This window comes from Furfurilactobacillus rossiae DSM 15814 (assembly GCF_000428925.1).
In the GTDB taxonomy this organism is placed as follows: domain Bacteria; phylum Bacillota; class Bacilli; order Lactobacillales; family Lactobacillaceae; genus Furfurilactobacillus; species Furfurilactobacillus rossiae.
Genome location: NZ_AUAW01000014.1, coordinates 1 through 18,143, shown reverse-complemented (window position 1 = coordinate 18,143; position 18,143 = coordinate 1). Strand labels below are relative to the sequence as shown.

Sequence of the window (18,143 nt, the reverse complement as noted above, 5' to 3'; positions counted from 1 at the left end):
TTAACGTCACCTACTCTCTTGAACGTGGGTCAAAGGCATCCCGCAAGCCATCGGCAAACAGGTTGAAACAAATCATAATAACCATCAGGACAACGGCTGGGTACCACATCTGGAATGGCAAGAACTGGAAGTTCTTTTGTCCATCTGAGATCAAGGTCCCCAGTGAAGCAGTTGGTGGCTGAATCCCAATCCCGATATATGATAGGAAGGCTTCGAAGAAGATGGCACTTGGAATCGTAAACATCGTTTGAATGATGATCACTGAGCTCATGTTTGGAATCAAGTGTTTCCAAGCGATCTTCCATGAGCTTTCACCCAACGTCCGTGCGGCCAAGATATATTCTTGGCTCTTCAACGTCAGCGCCTCGGCACGAATTAAACGGGCCATCGTCGTCCAACTGGAGATGGCAATCGCTAATGAAATAGACAGAAGCGAACCACGCATCACAACTAACAGTAAAATCATGTAAACCAGGTTAGGAACGGAGGACAAAATTTCAATGATCCGTTGCATGATCATATCCGTTCTGCCTCCACGCCATCCCGAGATCAGGCCATACCCGACCCCGACGGTCAAATCTAGCAGCGTCGCAATCAAGGCAACGGCTAGTGACACCCGGGTACCTGCAATAATCCGTGATAAGAGGTCACGGCCTAAGTAATCAGTCCCTAAAATCCAGTACTTACCTGACGGAACGTGTTGCTGTTGATAAGCATCAACACGGCCACCGTCCACAGCCTTCGTTCCATCCAGTCCAGGAATGTGAACACCCGGAATTTTTGGTGGCAAGTTCGTGTAGGCGGGTTGTGCGTTGTTTGGTTGGTGTGGTGAAATCAGTGGACCGGCCAGTGAAAGCACCAGAATGGCCAATAAAATCCACATCGAAATGAACGCAATTTTGTTTTTCTTTAATCGACGCCATGCATCCTGTGTGAAGGTCAGCGAAGGCGCAGCAATTTTTTCATTATCAAGATGTTCTTCTTTGCCAAGTGGTTCGAAGGCATCGTTTGAAACATTCGCGTTTTCAGCCATTAGCTTTGACCTCCTTGCAGACGGATCCGTGGGTCAACAATTCCGTAAACGATATCGGTAATCAATAAGACAACCACGAGCAGTACTGAGTACATCATCGTAATCCCCATGATCGTTGGGTAGTCGTTAGTCGTAATTGACTTAACGAATTGTTCCCCAATCCCAGGAACGGCGAAGATATTTTCAACAACCAGTGAACCGGTCATCAAGTTAACCGTCAGTGGTCCGATCAATGTAATCAGTGGAATCAAGGAGTTCCGCAAAGCATGGTGATAAACCACGCCAGTACTAGTCAGCCCCTTGGCCTTCGCTAATTCAATGTAATCAGAACTCATGACGTCAACCATTTCGGTTCGAATAAACCGCGCTGTCGTTGCAAACGGAGAACCCGCCAGCGCGATGGTCGGGAGAATGGTATACGAGAAGTTCCCCCAGCCGGCAACCGGAAAGGCACCAGCTTTCAAACCAATGTAGTACTGTAACAAGATGGCAAGCACGAAACTTGGAATCGAGATCATTAAGATAGAAATAATCGTCATCGTGCCGTCGACCCAAGTGTTCCGTCGAATTGCCGCAATCCCACCAACGATGATACCTAAAAGCACCCCAACGATCATCGCTTGAATCCCAAGCTGGAATGATGCAGGCATCCGGGTTGCCAAAAGGTATGATACCGGTTGGTTATCAAACTGGAATGACAAACCGAAGTTACCACGGACCATGCCGGCCAGGTAAATTAGGTATTGCTGCCACACAGGCTTATCCAACCCATACGTGTGGTAAATCATTTGAATCTGTGAATGCGAGAGTTTTGACTCGTTGCTTAACGGTGTCCCTGGTAACAGCTTCATCATAAAGAACGTGATGGTCGCAATCAGGAACAACGTTAGAATGAGGTAAAACAGTCGTTTGAGCAGGTATTTTGCCATAAACTTACTTCCTCACAATCTAAACCAGACAAGTAATAAGTGCGAGATTTTCGTTGAATAATGAGAATTCACTGAAAATCATTAATGTTCATCTTAAAGCAAAACGTGGGGATAAACCAGAATGAAATGGTTTTTCCTCACGTTTCCCTCTAAATTTAATCCGTTACATTAACGTGACTACTTAACTTCAACGTTCTTGTAGTTGAAGTTAACACCAGCTGAGTTGTAAATTACACCCTTAACGTAACTCTTTTGAAGCATAGGACCGGAACCAGAAGCAGTGCCCCAGTACAATGGCACAATCCCAACATCCTTCGTCAGGATCTTTTCAGCGTTAACTAAGTCGTCATAACGTTTTTGCTTGTCATTGGCGTCTTTATTAGCTGAATTCTTGATCAGAGTGTCGTATTCGGAATTCTTCCATTTACCATTATTTTGTGAGTTATCTGACGTGAACAATGATGAGTACGTGTACGGATCGTTGTAATCAGCACCCCAAAGTGTGATAACGGCATCAAAGTCCCCGTTAGAAGACTTGGTTAGACGGTTCTTGAATGGTACGTTTTGAAGAGAAACCTTAACCCCAGGCAACTTTTCAAATTGTGATTGTAAGAATTCTGAGTTTTGCTTAGTACCTGACGTATCGTCAGCAAGCAAGGTGAAGTTCAAGCTAGAAATACCAGCTTCCTTCTCCCCTTCCTTCAACAACTGCTTAGCCTTAGCTAAGTTGTGATCAGTTGTGTCAGCAACCTTAGAATCATTAGCAAAGTCAGCACCTGTCTTAGGGTTCTTTGTTAACTTCGTTGGAATTAAACCAGTTGCGGCTTTTGAACCATCTTCCAGAACATTGTTAACCAATTGCGTGCGATCAAGTGCTAAGGATAATGCTTGACGAATCTTTTGGTTCTTGAATGCAGGTACCTTTTCTTCGTTCAATTCCAAATATGCAGAAGTTGAACCTTGGAAGTACGTATAGTCTTTATTGTTCTTGTAGTTGGCCACTTGTGAACCCTGTAACTGAGTTCGGTCAATCTTACCGGAGTTATATAAGTTAAGCGCGGTATTGTTTTCCTTAACCACTTGGAAGTTGATGGTGTTCGTCTTAACAGCACTCTTATCCCAGTAACTGTTGTTCTTAACCCACTTCCACTTGGTGTTAGTGCCAGTCCAGCCTTCGACCTTGAAAGGTCCGTTGTAAACTTGCTTGTTGGCCGACATCCCGTACTTAGAACCGTACTTGTCAACAACCTTCTGATCTTGTGGGAAGAAGATTGGGAAACCAAGCAATAACTTGAAGTAAGGAATTGGCTTTTCAAGTGTAACTTCCAACTTGTAGTCGCCGACTGCCTTAACACCAAGTGACTTCACATCAGCCTTCTTGTTTTGAATAGCGTCCGCGTTCTTCACACCATCAAATAAGTATGCGTATTGTGATGCTGTCTTTGGATCGTTTGTGCGCCGCCATGAATAAACGAAATCTTTGGCAGTGACCTTGTCACCATTTGACCATTTTGTGTTCTTACGCAAGTTAAAGGTCCAGTGTAAACCATCTTTTGATTCAGTCGTCTTTGTTGCCAACGCATTTTCAGGCTTAGAGTCTTTACCAATTCGGTAAATCCCTTCCTGTGTGTTTGACAAGGCTGTCAAAGATGAGTTATCCGTAACCTTTGATGTATCCAAACCTGGCATTTCAGCAGTAGTAGACAGGTTCAATACACCCTTGTGTGAAGAAGCACCACTTTTGTTGCCACACGCTGCCAATGTTAAGGCAGAAATGGCTGCGACAGCACCAAGTGCTAATACTCTTCGCAACTTCATATCGCCAACTCCTTTGTTTTTTGTTACCCCGGTAACAATTTGTGACCTTCCGCAATAAAATATCTATTCGAAAAGTATGTGTCAAATGATAAATGAGAATTCGATGAATGTCAACGCAGCTTTTCCCATTTATTGCTTAGAATTTTTGGGCAAACAAAAAAGGTCGGCTTAAAGCCTACCTTGTTAGTATTTGTTAACCATTATTACAATTATGTGTCGAATCATTTTATTTATCTAGACCGTTTAGTGGCTAATACGAATTATACATTTATACAGCATATCCTCATTTTTCTCACGATTATTTCAATTGCCAATACTGACAGTTTTAGCCTATTCAGTCATGTCTGCAAATATTTCTGCTACCTCATAGAGAATGTCATTTCCAACATGAGCTATTTTGCGCACCGAACGAATTTCTAAATCAATCGTCGTAATTCGATCCGTCATAATGACTCCCGTTACTTTAGAGACCCGCTTTTCCAACCGAACATGCAGCGGATAGCCTTTATCATGAGATGTTATTGGAAAAATACTCGCAAATCCAGTGACCTGCTGACTGGCTCTATTAGTCCAAACGAGTGCAGGGCGATAACCTTTTTGTTCGTGCCCAAACGAAGGACTGAAATCAACTAAAATAATGTCTCCTCGATCAAATGTCTTAAAAGGCATTTCTCTTTTCCCCCGAAAAAATAATAATTCATTAGTAGCTATCTACCAGAGTTCACGCCCCTTCGGCTCTCCCAAGTCAGCCACGCGATTTTCATCTTGCAAATACTTTTCGTAATCAAAATTGGCAAATCGACTCATTATTTTTGATTCGCTCTTAGTTTTCATGATTACCAGTTTTCCCTGTTCAACATCCATTGATACTTCAGCATCATCAAGATTAGTAATGCCAATTTCTGACAAAATAGCCTTTGGAATTCGAATGCCTTGAGAATTACCCCACTTTGATATCTTTGCGTTTTGCATGTCAACACCTCGGTTTTAACTTGCTTAAACGCTAATTCGTTTTTCTGTAGTATATACATATGTATATACTACCGTCAAAAAAACAAGCTCGATATTTTTAAATGTCGAGCTTGTTTAGAAATACGTTACCTTACATAAGCATACTTATAGTTTCAGTTGATACCAGCTGAGTTGTAGATAATCCTCTTGACGTATGGATGTTGCAAAATGGACCTGAGCCAGAGAATGAACTAGTGTACAATGGCAAGACACCATAATCCTTAACCAGCGTTTGATCAGTGGTAACTATGTTCTTGAACCATGCTTCCTTGTTAACCCGTCGATGGTACAATCATGTTTTCTTGGTCTCTGACATGTCATTTGATCGTGGTTTCGTTTAAACCCACCATACTAACGTAATAAACTTCTGACTAAAAATGTTGATTGCACATTTTTACTATGTTGATCGAACCTCATTAAGGCACTCTTCCCCTTTAAGTCCCCCAATAAAACTGGAGACGCTTAACTTAAGCGGAATGCTCGCTAACAGATGAACGTTGCCTGTCATCATAGCCCCTCAATAAAGCTGACGCCCTTGTACTGATACAACAATCGAATATCTTGTTGAAGTTCCTTTTGATATTCATTGTCAATCAATCTTTCTCCTATACTCAGGTGTGATATTTGCATAACCACTTAGTTTGAGCAAGTCAATTTAGCTTATTCGCCAGATTGATAATCCCCTTTCGATTTATAATGATTGGCTTCGACACCTACATTCTAAATCTGGTGGGAGATTTTTTTGTAAAACGAATGAACGCCCACCCGCATAGCAGGTAATATTATGTTCCGCGCGTTTTCGCGCTCAACTTGGTCTAAGGATATTAATTAAAAAAGATGACCGAAAATTGGTCATCTTTTAATGACGAAATTTGTCTTTCACAAATGACTAACTTCAATCGTTTCAAATTTATTATTTAATAGTTCAGAAAAATGTCCTGAAACATTAAATCTTCAAAATCAGGTACTAAAAACTGACTACAACATAAATTAACGATATCCTCTAAGCCTTATCAAAATTCTGTTTGCATCAGTAATAGTGCACAAAATCTTCTCCGCTATCTTGATAATAGCCTAACTGTAAAAACCTCGCTTCCTCACGTGGCCTACTAGAAGCAAATAAGTTTGTTGTAACTGAAACAGCACTTGACAAAAAGGTCAAAGATAATCCTAAAGCAATGATCGTCGTATATACAGTCTTATCGATTTTTTCATAATTCGTCTCCTTATAAATTATGCTTAATTAAGTTATCGCTAATTTATGTATGAATAATACACCTCGCTTTCTACGGGAGTCCAAAAATAATACTTTTTTGCCTGAATTTCTTTTACACATCGTAATCACTAATTAAAAAGTCTGTTCACAGACTATAAAACGAGCAAAAAAAGCAACCCTCGATGTTTGTCGAGAATCACTTTCAATTTAGAAATAAATTACTTTACATAAGCGTACTTGTAGTTCCAGTTGATACCAGCTGAATTGTAGATGATCCCCTTGACGTAAGGACGTTGCAAGAATGGACCAGAACCAGCGAATGAACCAGTGTACAGTGGCAATACGCCGTAGTCCTTAACCAATGTTTGATCAGCGGTAACCAAGTTCTTAAACCGCGCTTCCTTGTTCAAAGCATTCTTACCAGCTGAGTCTTTAACATTCTGATCATAAGTGGCGTTCTTCCATTGACCATCGTTGTAAGTCCCATCTGATGTGAACAATGCAAACGTGTAAGGGTCATTGTAATCAGCTCCCCAAAGAGTGATTACAGATTGGAAGTTATGAGACGCTGACCGGGTCAGACGTGTCTTATAAGGAACGTTGTCTACAGTAACTTTAACACCTGGCAACTTCTGGAATTCGGACTGCAAGAATTCAGCGTTCTTCTTACCCGTGTCAGTGTCGTCAGCCATTAAGGTAAACTTCAAGTCAGAAATACCGGCCTCTTGTTCCCCTTCTTTAAGCAATTGCTTAGCTTTAGTCAAATTTTGCGTTAGTGCACCTTTAACCTCAGCTTCCTTGGCAAAGTCTTCGCCAGTCTTTGGATCCTTGGCTAACTTAGCTGGTGTGAACGTCTTGGCAGGCTTGGAGCCATCTTGCAAGATGTTATTCGTCAACTGTGAACGACTAACTGCATAAGATAGAGCGGCACGAATCTTTTGGTTCTTAAATGCCGGAACCTTGTTACCATTCAATTCAAGGTAAGCAGCAGATGAACCAGGACGATAGATGTAGTTCTTGTTGTTCTTATATTGTGCAACTTGGTCACCAGTTAACTGTGTCATGTCAGCTTTCTTTGAGTTGTACATGTTAAGTTGTGTACTATTCTCCTTAACAACCTGGAAATTGATCTTGTTCAACTTAACGTTCTTCTTATCCCAGTACGTATTGTTTTTAGTCCAATTCCATTTGGAGTTAGTCCCTTTGTAGCCTTCAACCTTGAAAGGCCCATTGTAAACCTGAGTCGCAGAGGTTTGACCGTACTTCTTACCGTATTTATCAACGGCCTTTTTGTCTTGTGGGAAGAAACTTGGGAAACCAAGTAACAACTTAAAGTAAGGAATTGGCTTGGACAAAGTTACAGATAACTTGTACTTGCCAACTGCTTTAACACCGAGTGCACTCGGCTTCATCTTACCATTTTGAACGGCATCGGCATTCTTCACACCTTCAAACAGATACGCATATTGTGAACCTGTCTTAGGATTGTTCGTACGTTGCCAGGAATAAACAAAGTCTTGAGCCGTAACAGTATCCCCGTTTGACCATTTCGTTCCATGACGTAAATCAAACGTCCAGTGGAGACCGTCTTTAGATTCAGTCGTCTTCGTAGCTAATTCATTTTTTGGCTTGGCATCCTTACCAATTCGATAAATCCCAGAATATGTGTTGGATAACGCAGTCATTGACACATTATCTGTTGCAATCGACGGATCTAGCGTCGGCATTTCTGCGCTTTCCATTAAGTTTAATTCGCCTTTATGCCCCGACGCACCTTTGTTACCACACGCTGCCAGGGTTAAAACAGATAACGTTGCTGTTGCACCCATTGCTAAAATTTTACGAACCTTCATTCAACCACACTCCTTGTGGAATTCACCCCGTTGGATGATGCATTCCAAGCTATGTACTTTTCGCTGCAACTTATGTTTTGAAAAGTTGAGATGATAATAGATTAAAATAAGATTAAAGTCAATGTGGTTTGCACATTTATTTTTAATTTTATTTTCGACCGTATGTCTAACTTATGACCATAATTAGATTCGACGCGGCTACGTTTTAGTACTCGAACTGTTCGACTATGAAAACTGATGAGTGACTATTCCTACAATGACAGAAACTTAGGTCATCACAATCCACATCCAGTTTAATATTCCTATTATCTTTGTCTGGGACTCAAGCCTGCTCACTGCGCTCAAACTCAAAGGAAAATAATTTGCTCATTTTTGAGGGACAATCACCTCATTTTCGGTAGTGCCATATGAACGGCGTTCGTTGTCTTTCATGTTATACTTACTCTATTAATAAGTTTCGGCTTAGAAAAGAGGACACACATTTGGACGAAACTGCAATTGCACCAAAAGAAGTTATTATTGCCGGTCTCAACACCGGTGCTGGCAACTTTGAATATTCCATGGAAGAACTTGCCAACCTAGTTGCCGCCAATAATATGATCGTTAAGGAAGAAGTTCGTCAAAAACTTGAACGGCCGCATCCAGGCACTTACTTTGGTAAGGGAAAAATTACCGAACTAGCTGAAATTGTGGCCAGTGAAAACGTGGATACCATCGTGACAAACGATGAACTTACTGCTTCACAGATTCGTAACATCGAATCGGCTACTAAAGCGAGTGTACTGGACAGAACTGCTTTGATCCTGGATATCTTTGCCAACCGTGCTCAGACACGGGAAGCTAAGCTACAGGTTCAAATTGCACAACTCCAGTATCAACTGCCACGGTTGCATACTAGTGTTAACCAACGTTTGGACCAACAAACCGGTGCCGGCGGTGGTGGCGGATTCACTAACCGTGGTGCTGGTGAAACACAACAAGAAATGGATCGCCGAACCATCAACAATCAGATCAAACATCTGAAGGGCGAGCTAACAGACATCACCAAAGCTGCCGACACCCAACGTACGCAACGGGAAAAGAATGGACTCCCAACTGTAGCATTAGTCGGTTATACCAACGCTGGTAAATCAACCACCATGAACGGTCTTGTCCGCAAATATGGTTTAAACGAAGACAAACAAGTATTTGAAAAGAACATGTTGTTTGCAACGCTTGATACCAGTGTTCGACAGATCAACCTGCCGGATCAAAAGCAGTTCCTACTTTCAGACACTGTTGGTTTTGTCAGCAAACTGCCTCATGGATTAGTCGAAGCATTCCGGTCCACGTTGGCTGAGGCTGCTAACGCCGATTTGCTCATTCAGGTCGTGGATTATAGTGACCCGAACAGTGAAAAAATGATGAAAACCACTAATGAAGCGCTTAAGGCAATTGGCGTCACTGATATTCCAATGATTGTTGCGTTCAACAAGGCCGACAAGACGGAAGCTAAGTACCCGTCACGCGAGGGCATGCAACTCGTTTACTCGGCACGAGACGACGCTTCATTGGATGAATTAATCACGATGATTCGGGAACAAGTCTTTAAGAACTACCAGACAGTTACCCTGTTGATTCCGTTTGATCAAGGCAACATTTTGAACTTCTTGAATGAAAAGGCACATATTTTGGAAACCGAATATGTTGCCGAAGGTACTAAAATAACCGTCGAGCTGACGGATGAATCAGCGCAACGGTTTGAAAAGTATCGGGTAAACTAACCCAGTGTCATCATAATCATCATGTGTTTCAAATCGCTCGGATCGTATTTCAAAATGTGCTCATAAATCGGGCGCAATAGATCGTCATCCCCGCTAACATTCAAAATTCGGTAAACAGACAGTGCATTCTCACACTGCTGTTTGCCTTTTTCTTTTGCACCAGTGACGATGTCTAGCCACCCGTGCATAAAGAGGTTTTGAACCGCATACCGCACATCTGAGCTGTCTTTGTCGTGAACCAGCTGATCCATTATCTTCAGCACTTCGCTTGCTTCGGCGTAATGTTGTTTTCCTGTCAACACAGAAAAAGCATCAAAACACAAATTAAATCGCATATGGCGATCATCAGACAGCTATTAATACCAATCTGCACGTCTCATTGCCCGTTTAAACAACCGCAACACGTCCTCAGCTTCAAGAAAGGATAATGAAAAAATGAGCAAATAAACTTCAAATTCGCCCCATTGATCAACTGCGCTTAAATAGTTAACCACTGGTAAAATATCTTGAGCTGCCTTATCCAAATTAAAATGTACTAAGTCGGCACTGCTGTTAACGTACGCCATTAGCAATAAATTCATCGGTGTTGGCTGGTCTCTGACCGCCTTTGCTAATCTCTGTTGATACTGATCCACAGGCGTAACATTTTTTGGTGGATCAGCGTGATTAACTAAAGCGATGATTTCCTGAAACGGCTCTATTAGCTTCCAGCTAGGTGCAGAATGACCGTCTTCATTAAAGGGTGAACTTGCGTCAACAGCATACCGATCCGTTTGCCAATAGAAAAACTCACTTGTTGTCACGTGAATCTGATTCAGCAGATGTAAGAAACGGTCGACACCAAGCATACTAGTACCATTTTCAAACTTCGAAATCACGGCCACACTAACCTGTTCGTCGGCAACTTCTTTAAGGGTTAATCCCTTGCTTTTGCGCAATTCATGAAATGTTTATCCCAGTGATGTCACTGTGCACACCTCCTAGTAAAAAATTTCTGAATACATTATTGCTGACTTTTTGTCTTGCATTCCTTTATAAATTTCCTGATAGGATCGTGAGTCATCAGTTAAATGCAAGGTTTTGCAAAGCTGCAACACAGTATTGCATTTATCTTTGCCAACATCTTCTTGTCCAGTCGCATACAGGTACCATCCATGTAAAAATAAGCTCTTGATTGCAAACTCTGCTTTCACATCAGTGTCCTTGCTCAGTAAATCATCAAATTTTTCCAATACAAATTTTGCGTTGGAGAACGTTCTATGGGCAATCATAATCGAAAAAAGCGTAAAGCAGACGGAATAGCCCAAGCTCCTCAAATCAGTCAAACGAACATAAGCATCAGCCTGCTTCATAAATCGAGAGAACAACATCATAGAATCTTCGATATCCATATAAATTGAGGTTGAAATGAAAAATAATAGTTCAAAGGCCGTCCATGATGAGACATTACTCAGATAATCAATAATTGGGATCATTTCTTGATGTGTCGAAATGTGATCTCTCATCCTAGACTGGTGCATCTTCAACGACGCCTTTGCTAAGGACAATTTCAAACGATTAGTCAAACTAGGATCTTTTTTTAACTCCTGTTCCATCAATTTGATGTACGTTTGGAGCCTTAAAATCTTTTGTGCCTTACTCTGACTATTATCGCTGGAAATTTGAAATATGTCGTTGAACGGATTCAAAACGTCAAAAATTTCAGGCAGTGGTGTGCCGTCGTCTGAAATCTCAATACCTGCCTTCTTAGATCTTTCATCCGACTGTCGATAACGATAGAAAAAGTCTGTCGTGGTCACGTTGATTTGTTGCAACAAATGTAAAAAACGGTCCACGCCCAACATCGTTTGATCATTCTCAAACTTCGAAATCACCGCCATACTGATTTCGTCATCCGCAACTTCCTTAAGTGTTAAATTTTTGCTTTTGCGTAGTTCATGAAACGTTTGTCCTAACGATTGCATAAAAATCCTCCTTAAAAAAACCGCACGAAGATTAACAAGGTCGGCGTGGAAGCAGAAAGATGCCCATATAACTCATGATAATAGGCATGTGTCTTTGCTAATCCCAGCGTTTGTGTCAGGTCCAAAACGGTCTGACATTGTTCCAACTCAGCTTGACGATTGCCCTGAAACACTTTCAACCAGCCATGCAGAAATTCTCTAAGAATGGCAAACCGCGCACTTTCAAATTTAGTAACTAATTTATCGAACTTCTTCAATACCTGTACTGCATATTTCCCTTTTTGTTTGGCAATCATGCATGTAAACAACGAGAAACAAGCAGAAAAACCCAGATTATTTGCCTCTGGTAATCCTTGATACAATTCCGCTTGATTCAAATAACGACGGAAAAATTGCATCAAAACGTCGGGATCTGCCGTCGGAATAATGAAAACAAAAATAATAAGCTCAAGTTCGTTCCACTCACCAACACTGGTTAAGTAGTCCACCACTGGTTGTATGGTCTTGGCGCTATCGTCAAAATGCAACTGTTGAGCATCTAAAATACTGGCCATCCACGCAGCGATTACTCGATTGATCAGCGTAGGATCTTGACGTGCCTTTAATTGCATAGCCTTCGTATATGTTTTCAGTGCGTCCATTTCATCAATATCTGTTGTATTCGTCATACTAGCAATATGATTGCCTTCATAAAAATTGGCTAATATACCCTCAAAAGAAGCCTGAACGCCCCAAATATCCAGAACCTTTTCATTTTCAAAACGATCAAAATAGTGATAAAAGAAATCTGTCGTCGTGACATTTATCTGCCCTAAAAGATGAAGAAACCGATTAATGCTCAATGTCGTTTGATCATGTTCAAATTTGGAAATCACGGCCACACTAACCTGTTCATCAGCAATTTCTTTAAGCGTTAAGTTTTTATTTTGCCGAAATGCATGAAACGTTTGTCCTAACGATTGCATATTGACCTCTCCTAAGAAATAACGGTCCCGTAATGAAAATCGTGATCATTTGGTGCACTCACAATTTCTGCCGTAAAATCGTCATAAATCCTAAACATACGATCTTCTTTACATAACCTCATCATGGTGGTGGCATCGTTCATCTTGGACCTGCCCAGTGCCTTGTCGTCAACACGATATTTGAGCCAACCCTCGCACCACAATATCGTCATTGCAAAATTAGCAGTAAGATCACGACCATCACGTTTTTTATGTAATGCTTCCATCTTCGACAGAGTTTCATTGGCTAACACAAACTGATCTAACGACATAAAATATGCAAAACTACTGACTAAAAATCCGCGATGCATGCCCGCGACATACATAATCGACTCATTCGCCGTCAGTTTACGTTCAGCAATATTAGTAAATAATTCAACATCAGCCAATGGCATGGCAGTCAAAAAGGATTCGAGGACTAAAATTTCATAAATGCCCCAGTCGTCAATCTGTTTTAAATATTTCACGGCATGATCCGAAGCGTGTTCGATGCTTTTCCCTGTATGGTTAGCCAGCATCATTCGACCATAGTCGTATCCCAACACATTATTAACCGTTGGGAATTTTTTAGCGTTTTCTTTCAATACATCGAGCCGCGCGTAAAGTTTTTTCCACTGATGTCGCATCGCCAAACCCGAACTAATCAGGAAAATGTTCGTTAAATCTGTTAGTGCGTTTGCAGCACCCATTTCACGCCATTCCACCGGCATCGGAGAGTTCAGATAACGGTCATGCTGTAGGAAGAAATACTCATCAGCAGTCACGTTCATTTTCTTAAGCAAATGCATCAGTCGATCAACACTGATTTTCGATTGGCCTTGTTCAAACTTTGAGAGAAAACTGACACTCGCCTGTTCATCTGCAAGTTCTTTTAACGTTAATCCTTTACCCACGCGCAACTGATGAAACGTTTCGCCATACGATGCCATGTCATTCCCCTTTCTAGGCCATTAATCGTGAATGATAAAGTAAATGATCATCCTTCGTTTGCCAAATTCGTTCACTAAAAGCAGCGTACAAACGCCACAGGCTTTCCTCTTCACACAATCGCATAATTGTCAGTGCATCCTTCATCTGTGACTGACCCCGTTCCTCACTGTCGCGGCGATAGGTCAGCCATCCCTGACACCACAGAATTAACATTCCGAAATCGCCAGTACTTTGTTGTGGTGATTGTTCTTTGTGCAGACTGTGCATCTGACCAAGCAATTCTTCCGCTATATCGAAACGAGTGCGGTTCATAAAAAAGCAAAAACTAGTGACCAAAAAGCCACGGTGCATCCCTGCAATCTCGCTAAGTGGAGCCTGTGAAACCAACTTATGCTTGGCGGACAGAGCTAGTTGTTGTGCGTCAGGTACACTCATCCCCTGCAGAAAAACGTTAAACACGATCAACTCGTAAATACTCCACTCATCAATTTGTTGTAAGTACGTGATCGCCCGTTGAACAAACGGATAAGGTTCGGCCTGCTGGTGTTGTGCTAGAAGCAGTTGTGCAAAATCAAAGTTTAACCAATGACCCATTGTCGGTGCCGAGGAGGCCTGTTCGGCCAGGTGCCGTTGCCACCGTGCTAATTTTTCCCATTGCCCGCGATTTGATAATCCGGCGGTGTAATAAAAACTGCTACCTAATACTGCCACAACGTTTGGCACACTCATTTCAGACCATACTTTAGGTACTTCGGGCATGGCATAACCATCGTGCTGGGCAAAGAAATATTCATCAGCAGTCACATTCATCTTATCCAGTAGATGCATCAATCGGTCGACGCTAATTTTCGATTGATCCGTTTCAAACTTAGACAAGAAACCAACACTCACCTGTTCGTCGGCCAGTTCCTTTAAGGTCATATTCTTACCGATTCGTAGCTGCCGAAACGTTGCGCCATATGTGGCCATGCAAACTTATCCCCCGTTCTGAAAATCACTCGTTGATTAAGTATAGCGCAGAATGTCGTCGATTGTTAGAAAATGGTGAGAATACACTAAGCAATCTCATAAAAAATAAGTCAAAAGCACTGTATCAGTGGTTTTGACTTATCGGCATATTTTATATTTAAACTGAAACAACTATCTAGTGTCTGAAAACTTCAAAAAATCATAGTGAACGCCAAACAATTCAATGGCAATTTCTAAAGAACTCTTTTTACTTAATGCTTTTTATCACTATCAAGTGATTCTGTCTCATTAATACCTTCATCTTCTAAAAGTTCTTTTCGAACTTCTTTAAAGCTGTACCTTTTTTCTTTTTTAGATTCTGTAATTGCCGCCGTTAACTCCATTGAAATTAGCGAAAGCATTTGTTCTTTATACTCATGAAAATCCAACAATACGTAAGTATCTTCTTCATTGCGTGTTAAGAATACCGGCTTTCCTGGAAAAACTTGTGATAAAACTTTTTCATATGTTTGTAATTCTGATACAGGTTCCCGATTTGACGAGGTCTGATTATCTTTCATATTTCATCCTCCAAAGAAGCCTAACTTAAACCAACCAAGATGCAAATGGTTCCACACCAATAAAAAATAGTCACAAATTTATCTACTATACCTATAACTCAGGTTTTTGCTGTATTCTCTGAATTCCAATTTTGTTCTGTATAGCTGTAGCGATTTCTTGATGAGCATCGTAAATTTCTTCGATTAGAATAATCTTCTCGTCATCAATAATCTGGTATACAAGTGTATTCCTTTTTAGAAATAACAAGTAATAGTTCGAGGGTATATTTAGCCCTGCTTTTCTTCCGTTGTGTCCCATTCTAGGAAAGTCACTAAGATTCATAATCTGTTCAATGATCTTATCAATACTTTTCTTGGCAATTACCTTCCCAAAGTTAGATGAAACTTGTACATAAATTTCATCCAGCTGAGCATGAACTACGTCTGTTATTTCCACGGAAAAGGTCATTTATCTAAGAATTCCTTTCGAACGTCCTCAATCTTGTGTCTTCTTCCCTGTTCAGATTTTTCAATATCAGCTAACAATTGTTCACTAATTCGCCGCGTCTCATACTTTTCATAATCTTCTAAATCAAGCAGAACATATTTACCATAGCCATTTTTTGTCAAAATAACGGGGCTGTCTGGTCCCACCTGATTCAACACTTTGTTGTAGGTACGCAATTCTGAAACAGGTCGAATATTTAGATTTTTTTGCGGATTAACCATCACCATCACCTCTCAGCATTAGTATACATATTTTCGTACAAATTTGCAGCAAATCGAACTCACAATAAAATTGCAGAACTAGCCATTATCTCGAAAAGTTAAATCTTCGGCACTTGCATCTGTCCCAAACTGTTCAAAAATGTTTTTCGGAACATTGACGCCAATTGCATGTGCCGCAGTGATGCCAAATTCACGAGGGAAGAACGCAGTAGAAGTCACAATACCATTATCTGATACAACTGGTTTACGCACCAAGTTACGTTTGGGAATGAAACGCTCCTCTTCGTATGCACTTTCGAATAGTCCCGCCACAAACTTGGTGTCGTCCAATAACCCAGCTTTTGCCAGTAGAATGGGGGAAGCCGAAATTGCCGCGATAACTGGTCGTGGCTGCGTTTTAAAACGACTGAGAAAGGCAATGTTCCTTTGATCAGGTAAAACGGTATGATAATTCGCAATTCCTGGCATAACGAGCATCTGGTAAGCTTGAATATTCTGAACATCTTCAAATGTCATTTGTGGTATTACCTCAAACCCATCTTCAGTTTGATATGGCTTGTGCTCAACGGCTACAACATCAATTTGCCAATCCGTTTGACTCCATGCAAGAATCGAAGTTAACGGACTAATTTCATACATCGAAAAGCCATCATAAATCATCACTAGAATTTTATTCATCGTTATCCCTCTCGGGCAGTAACTCACGCATTTATCATTTTAAACAGCACGTACTGCGGGCCAATCTTGCCAACACGCTGAATGCCCGTATCGTGAAAACCTGACTTCTGATAAAGGTGTTGTGCGGGTATATTGCGGTAGTTCACGGCCAAAATAATACGAGTCACATACGGAAAATGAGCTTTAACAAAAGTTGGCACTAACTTCATCGCCGCCAGCGAAATACCTTGTCCCCTAAAGCGTTCGTCAATCGACAAAGCACGCAATAACACATCCGAGTCAGCACAGCCACCAATTTCCAATGGACCTTGGTGCAAGTGAAGGCAAAAGAAGCCTGCTAACTGGTCATCATTCATAATCATCACTGGCACCCGATCATGATCACGCTTTGCTTTTTCAATCACCGACTGCGGCGAACCTGTGAAGGTTAAATCACTCAATTGATAGTTCTCCACCAACTGTTGACACTGGATCGTATCAAAGTATTGTTTTAATTCAATACTCATATAGAAACCATCTCCAGATCAGGCCACTGTCCCATTGGCCTCATAAAAGTCACGAATCTGCTCATCTAACCATGCCGATAGTCCTGGCGTAGACAAACTTTCAAAGCGCAATTTATAGGCCAATGAAACACACAGGTTAATTAATTTGTTGTTTTGATCGAACTGTAGCGACTGGTCAGCAGTTAAGGCAATAACGCCCCTGACGCCTCGCAACCAGTTGAGTAGCTGACTTTCCGTTATGCGCTCCTGCGCCAGTAACGCAACAAGACAGTTGTCCAAGCGACTGCCTTCACCTGCCGTAAAACCGCTAGGTAGCATAATGCCATGATAAATACCCGCCAGCACTTGTGGAATAAGCCAGGTTGGAAACTTCGGATGATAACAAACGTAATACAGCAGGTCACCGCCATGGCCAAATGCATGCGCCCAGCCATGATCGGTCAACCCGCGTAAATCTTTTTCTAATTGCAAATACTTAGTAGCATCTTCAAAAAGATGGGTTCGCATATTTGCTGTCAAGAAGGGTGACCGTGCATCTCTGGCGACCAAAGACGTCAACAACAGCGTCGTAAACGTTCTGGCATAAATTGCATCGTTTTGACGTTCATGAATCCCACTGAATAATAAATTCCGTTGCTGCGTCTGTCTTAATAACCAGACCGCCTGTTCATTTGAAATCGTGCCGTCGTCAATCCATTGTGCAAACAAACTGTAAATCAGTTGGTCGCGCAACACTGAATTAAGATTGCCGATGTTATCCAGCATCGCTGCTAACAAAGAATCATTAACTGTATGCGGATTCTCTTTTCGTAACCGCGTTAGCTCTCGTTCTAGTTTCTCATCAGTCAATGTGAGCACTCTCCTTCTTCCCTTAATTTTCTTAATCTTACTCGTTGTCCTAAAAGCTTTGATAAGGCAAATTCTATAATTAATCCGAACAAAAATAAAAAAAGGCCCAAAGCAATCTCTTACAATGGTAGTAGTTAATTCCAACCAGCTATAAGGAGTGATTACTTTGGGTACTGCTACTTTATCACGTTTTCAACGTGGTGCGCTAGCTCAACTGGTCAGTGAAGGCCATCATACTTACCAAGATATGGCTGACGCCTTAGGCGTTGCCAAATCAACTATTAGCTATGAATTAGATCGGGTCAATCCCTATGATCCCGAATTAGCGCAACAAGACGCAGATCATAAAAGG

18 protein-coding genes and 2 pseudogenes are annotated in these 18,143 nt (G+C 41.4%); 2 read left to right on the top strand and 18 right to left on the bottom strand.

The features are described from left to right. Positions 1-10: 10 nt before the first annotated feature. The 7 genes and pseudogenes from G400_RS0109300 to G400_RS0109275 all read right to left on the bottom strand — a co-directional run bounded on the left by G400_RS0109300 (position 11) and on the right by G400_RS0109275 (position 7,860). Positions 11-1,033 carry an ABC transporter permease gene (locus G400_RS0109300; RefSeq protein WP_017260957.1) on the bottom strand — a complete coding sequence of 341 codons (1,023 nt, stop codon included), beginning with the start codon at positions 1,031-1,033 and terminating at the stop codon, positions 11-13. Continuing rightward, entirely contained in the window at positions 1,033-1,962 is a 930-nt protein-coding gene (gene opp3b, locus G400_RS0109295) for an oligopeptide ABC transporter permease (protein ID WP_017260956.1), read from the bottom strand. The genes G400_RS0109300 and opp3b overlap by 1 nt, the downstream gene beginning before the upstream one ends. 177 nt (positions 1,963-2,139) lie before the next feature. Then, on the bottom strand, positions 2,140-3,780 hold the full coding sequence (locus G400_RS0109290; protein WP_017260955.1) for a peptide ABC transporter substrate-binding protein: 1,641 nt from the start codon (positions 3,778-3,780) through the stop codon (positions 2,140-2,142). A gap of 330 nt (positions 3,781-4,110) precedes the next feature. Next, a complete protein-coding gene (locus tag G400_RS0109285; protein WP_017260954.1) occupies positions 4,111-4,449 on the bottom strand; it encodes a type II toxin-antitoxin system PemK/MazF family toxin in 339 nt (112 codons plus the stop codon). A 42-nt stretch (positions 4,450-4,491) separates the two neighbouring features. Next, entirely contained in the window at positions 4,492-4,752 is a 261-nt protein-coding gene (locus G400_RS0109280; protein WP_017260953.1) for an AbrB/MazE/SpoVT family DNA-binding domain-containing protein, read from the bottom strand. Positions 4,753-5,037: 285 nt separating this feature from the next. Then, a pseudogene (tnpA, locus tag G400_RS16465) lies at positions 5,038-5,441 on the bottom strand (IS200/IS605 family transposase); the annotation flags it as partial. A gap of 784 nt (positions 5,442-6,225) precedes the next feature. Beyond that, entirely contained in the window at positions 6,226-7,860 is a 1,635-nt protein-coding gene (locus G400_RS0109275) for a peptide ABC transporter substrate-binding protein (RefSeq protein ID WP_017260951.1), read from the bottom strand. 482 nt (positions 7,861-8,342) lie between these two features. On the opposite strand from G400_RS0109275, the gene hflX reads away from it, so the two are divergent. Beyond that, positions 8,343-9,623, top strand: coding sequence for a GTPase HflX (gene hflX, locus G400_RS0109270; protein ID WP_017260950.1), 1,281 nt, complete (start codon positions 8,343-8,345; stop codon positions 9,621-9,623). Here hflX and G400_RS16665 read toward each other — a convergent pair. From G400_RS16665 to G400_RS15785, 11 genes and pseudogenes are all read right to left on the bottom strand, one after another. Beyond that, a pseudogene (locus G400_RS16665) lies at positions 9,620-10,561 on the bottom strand (Rgg family transcriptional regulator). The gene hflX and the pseudogene G400_RS16665 overlap by 4 nt on opposite strands. A gap of 42 nt (positions 10,562-10,603) precedes the next feature. After that, a complete protein-coding gene (locus tag G400_RS0109255; RefSeq protein WP_017260947.1) occupies positions 10,604-11,587 on the bottom strand; it encodes a helix-turn-helix domain-containing protein in 984 nt (327 codons plus the stop codon). Between the two features lie 11 nt (positions 11,588-11,598). Next, positions 11,599-12,552, bottom strand: coding sequence for an Rgg/GadR/MutR family transcriptional regulator (locus G400_RS0109250; protein WP_017260946.1), 954 nt, complete (start codon positions 12,550-12,552; stop codon positions 11,599-11,601). 11 nt (positions 12,553-12,563) lie between these two features. Next, complete coding sequence (locus G400_RS0109245) at positions 12,564-13,520, bottom strand: helix-turn-helix domain-containing protein (RefSeq protein WP_017260945.1); 957 nt, start codon at positions 13,518-13,520, stop codon at positions 12,564-12,566. A gap of 13 nt (positions 13,521-13,533) precedes the next feature. Then, positions 13,534-14,490, bottom strand: coding sequence for a helix-turn-helix domain-containing protein (locus G400_RS0109240; protein ID WP_017260944.1), 957 nt, complete (start codon positions 14,488-14,490; stop codon positions 13,534-13,536). A 251-nt stretch (positions 14,491-14,741) separates the two neighbouring features. Next, positions 14,742-15,050, bottom strand: coding sequence for a hypothetical protein (locus G400_RS14940; RefSeq protein WP_017260943.1), 309 nt, complete (start codon positions 15,048-15,050; stop codon positions 14,742-14,744). A gap of 91 nt (positions 15,051-15,141) precedes the next feature. Further along, positions 15,142-15,486, bottom strand: coding sequence for a type II toxin-antitoxin system RelE/ParE family toxin (locus G400_RS0109230; RefSeq protein ID WP_162141865.1), 345 nt, complete (start codon positions 15,484-15,486; stop codon positions 15,142-15,144). Between the two features lie 8 nt (positions 15,487-15,494). Continuing rightward, entirely contained in the window at positions 15,495-15,758 is a 264-nt protein-coding gene (locus G400_RS0109225; protein WP_017260941.1) for a type II toxin-antitoxin system prevent-host-death family antitoxin, read from the bottom strand. A 78-nt stretch (positions 15,759-15,836) separates the two neighbouring features. Beyond that, positions 15,837-16,436 carry a DJ-1/PfpI family protein gene (locus G400_RS14935; RefSeq protein WP_017260940.1) on the bottom strand — a complete coding sequence of 200 codons (600 nt, stop codon included), beginning with the start codon at positions 16,434-16,436 and terminating at the stop codon, positions 15,837-15,839. A gap of 23 nt (positions 16,437-16,459) precedes the next feature. Further along, the gene (locus tag G400_RS0109215) at positions 16,460-16,942 is read right to left on the bottom strand and encodes a GNAT family N-acetyltransferase (RefSeq protein WP_017260939.1); all 483 of its coding nucleotides are present in this window, start codon (positions 16,940-16,942) and stop codon (positions 16,460-16,462) included. 18 nt (positions 16,943-16,960) lie between these two features. Continuing rightward, positions 16,961-17,791 (bottom strand): DUF2785 domain-containing protein, encoded by an 831-nt coding sequence (locus G400_RS15785; protein ID WP_017260938.1) that lies wholly within the window; start codon positions 17,789-17,791, stop codon positions 16,961-16,963. 166 nt (positions 17,792-17,957) lie between these two features. Between G400_RS15785 and G400_RS0109205 the strand changes: the two genes are divergently transcribed. Next, positions 17,958-18,143, top strand: a 186-nt coding sequence (locus tag G400_RS0109205) for a helix-turn-helix domain-containing protein (RefSeq protein WP_155827228.1), incomplete at its 3' end; no start/stop codon positions are given.

What these genes read in the sequence shown, in the direction of transcription:
- G400_RS0109255 (WP_017260947.1), bottom strand. Translation starts at nt 11,587, where the DNA reads ATGCAATCGTTAGGACAAACGTTTCATGAACTACGCAAAAGCAAAAAT.
- G400_RS0109275 (WP_017260951.1), bottom strand. Translation starts at nt 7,860, where the DNA reads ATGAAGGTTCGTAAAATTTTAGCAATGGGTGCAACAGCAACGTTATCT.
- G400_RS14940 (WP_017260943.1), bottom strand. Translation starts at nt 15,050, where the DNA reads ATGAAAGATAATCAGACCTCGTCAAATCGGGAACCTGTATCAGAATTA.
- G400_RS0109280 (WP_017260953.1), bottom strand. Translation starts at nt 4,752, where the DNA reads ATGCAAAACGCAAAGATATCAAAGTGGGGTAATTCTCAAGGCATTCGA.
- G400_RS0109215 (WP_017260939.1), bottom strand. Translation starts at nt 16,942, where the DNA reads ATGAGTATTGAATTAAAACAATACTTTGATACGATCCAGTGTCAACAG.
- opp3b (WP_017260956.1), bottom strand. Translation starts at nt 1,962, where the DNA reads ATGGCAAAATACCTGCTCAAACGACTGTTTTACCTCATTCTAACGTTG.
- G400_RS0109250 (WP_017260946.1), bottom strand. Translation starts at nt 12,552, where the DNA reads ATGCAATCGTTAGGACAAACGTTTCATGCATTTCGGCAAAATAAAAAC.
- G400_RS14935 (WP_017260940.1), bottom strand. Translation starts at nt 16,436, where the DNA reads ATGAATAAAATTCTAGTGATGATTTATGATGGCTTTTCGATGTATGAA.
- G400_RS0109225 (WP_017260941.1), bottom strand. Translation starts at nt 15,758, where the DNA reads ATGGTTAATCCGCAAAAAAATCTAAATATTCGACCTGTTTCAGAATTG.
- G400_RS0109245 (WP_017260945.1), bottom strand. Translation starts at nt 13,520, where the DNA reads ATGGCATCGTATGGCGAAACGTTTCATCAGTTGCGCGTGGGTAAAGGA.
- G400_RS0109290 (WP_017260955.1), bottom strand. Translation starts at nt 3,780, where the DNA reads ATGAAGTTGCGAAGAGTATTAGCACTTGGTGCTGTCGCAGCCATTTCT.
- G400_RS0109300 (WP_017260957.1), bottom strand. Translation starts at nt 1,033, where the DNA reads ATGGCTGAAAACGCGAATGTTTCAAACGATGCCTTCGAACCACTTGGC.
- G400_RS0109240 (WP_017260944.1), bottom strand. Translation starts at nt 14,490, where the DNA reads ATGGCCACATATGGCGCAACGTTTCGGCAGCTACGAATCGGTAAGAAT.
- G400_RS0109285 (WP_017260954.1), bottom strand. Translation starts at nt 4,449, where the DNA reads ATGCCTTTTAAGACATTTGATCGAGGAGACATTATTTTAGTTGATTTC.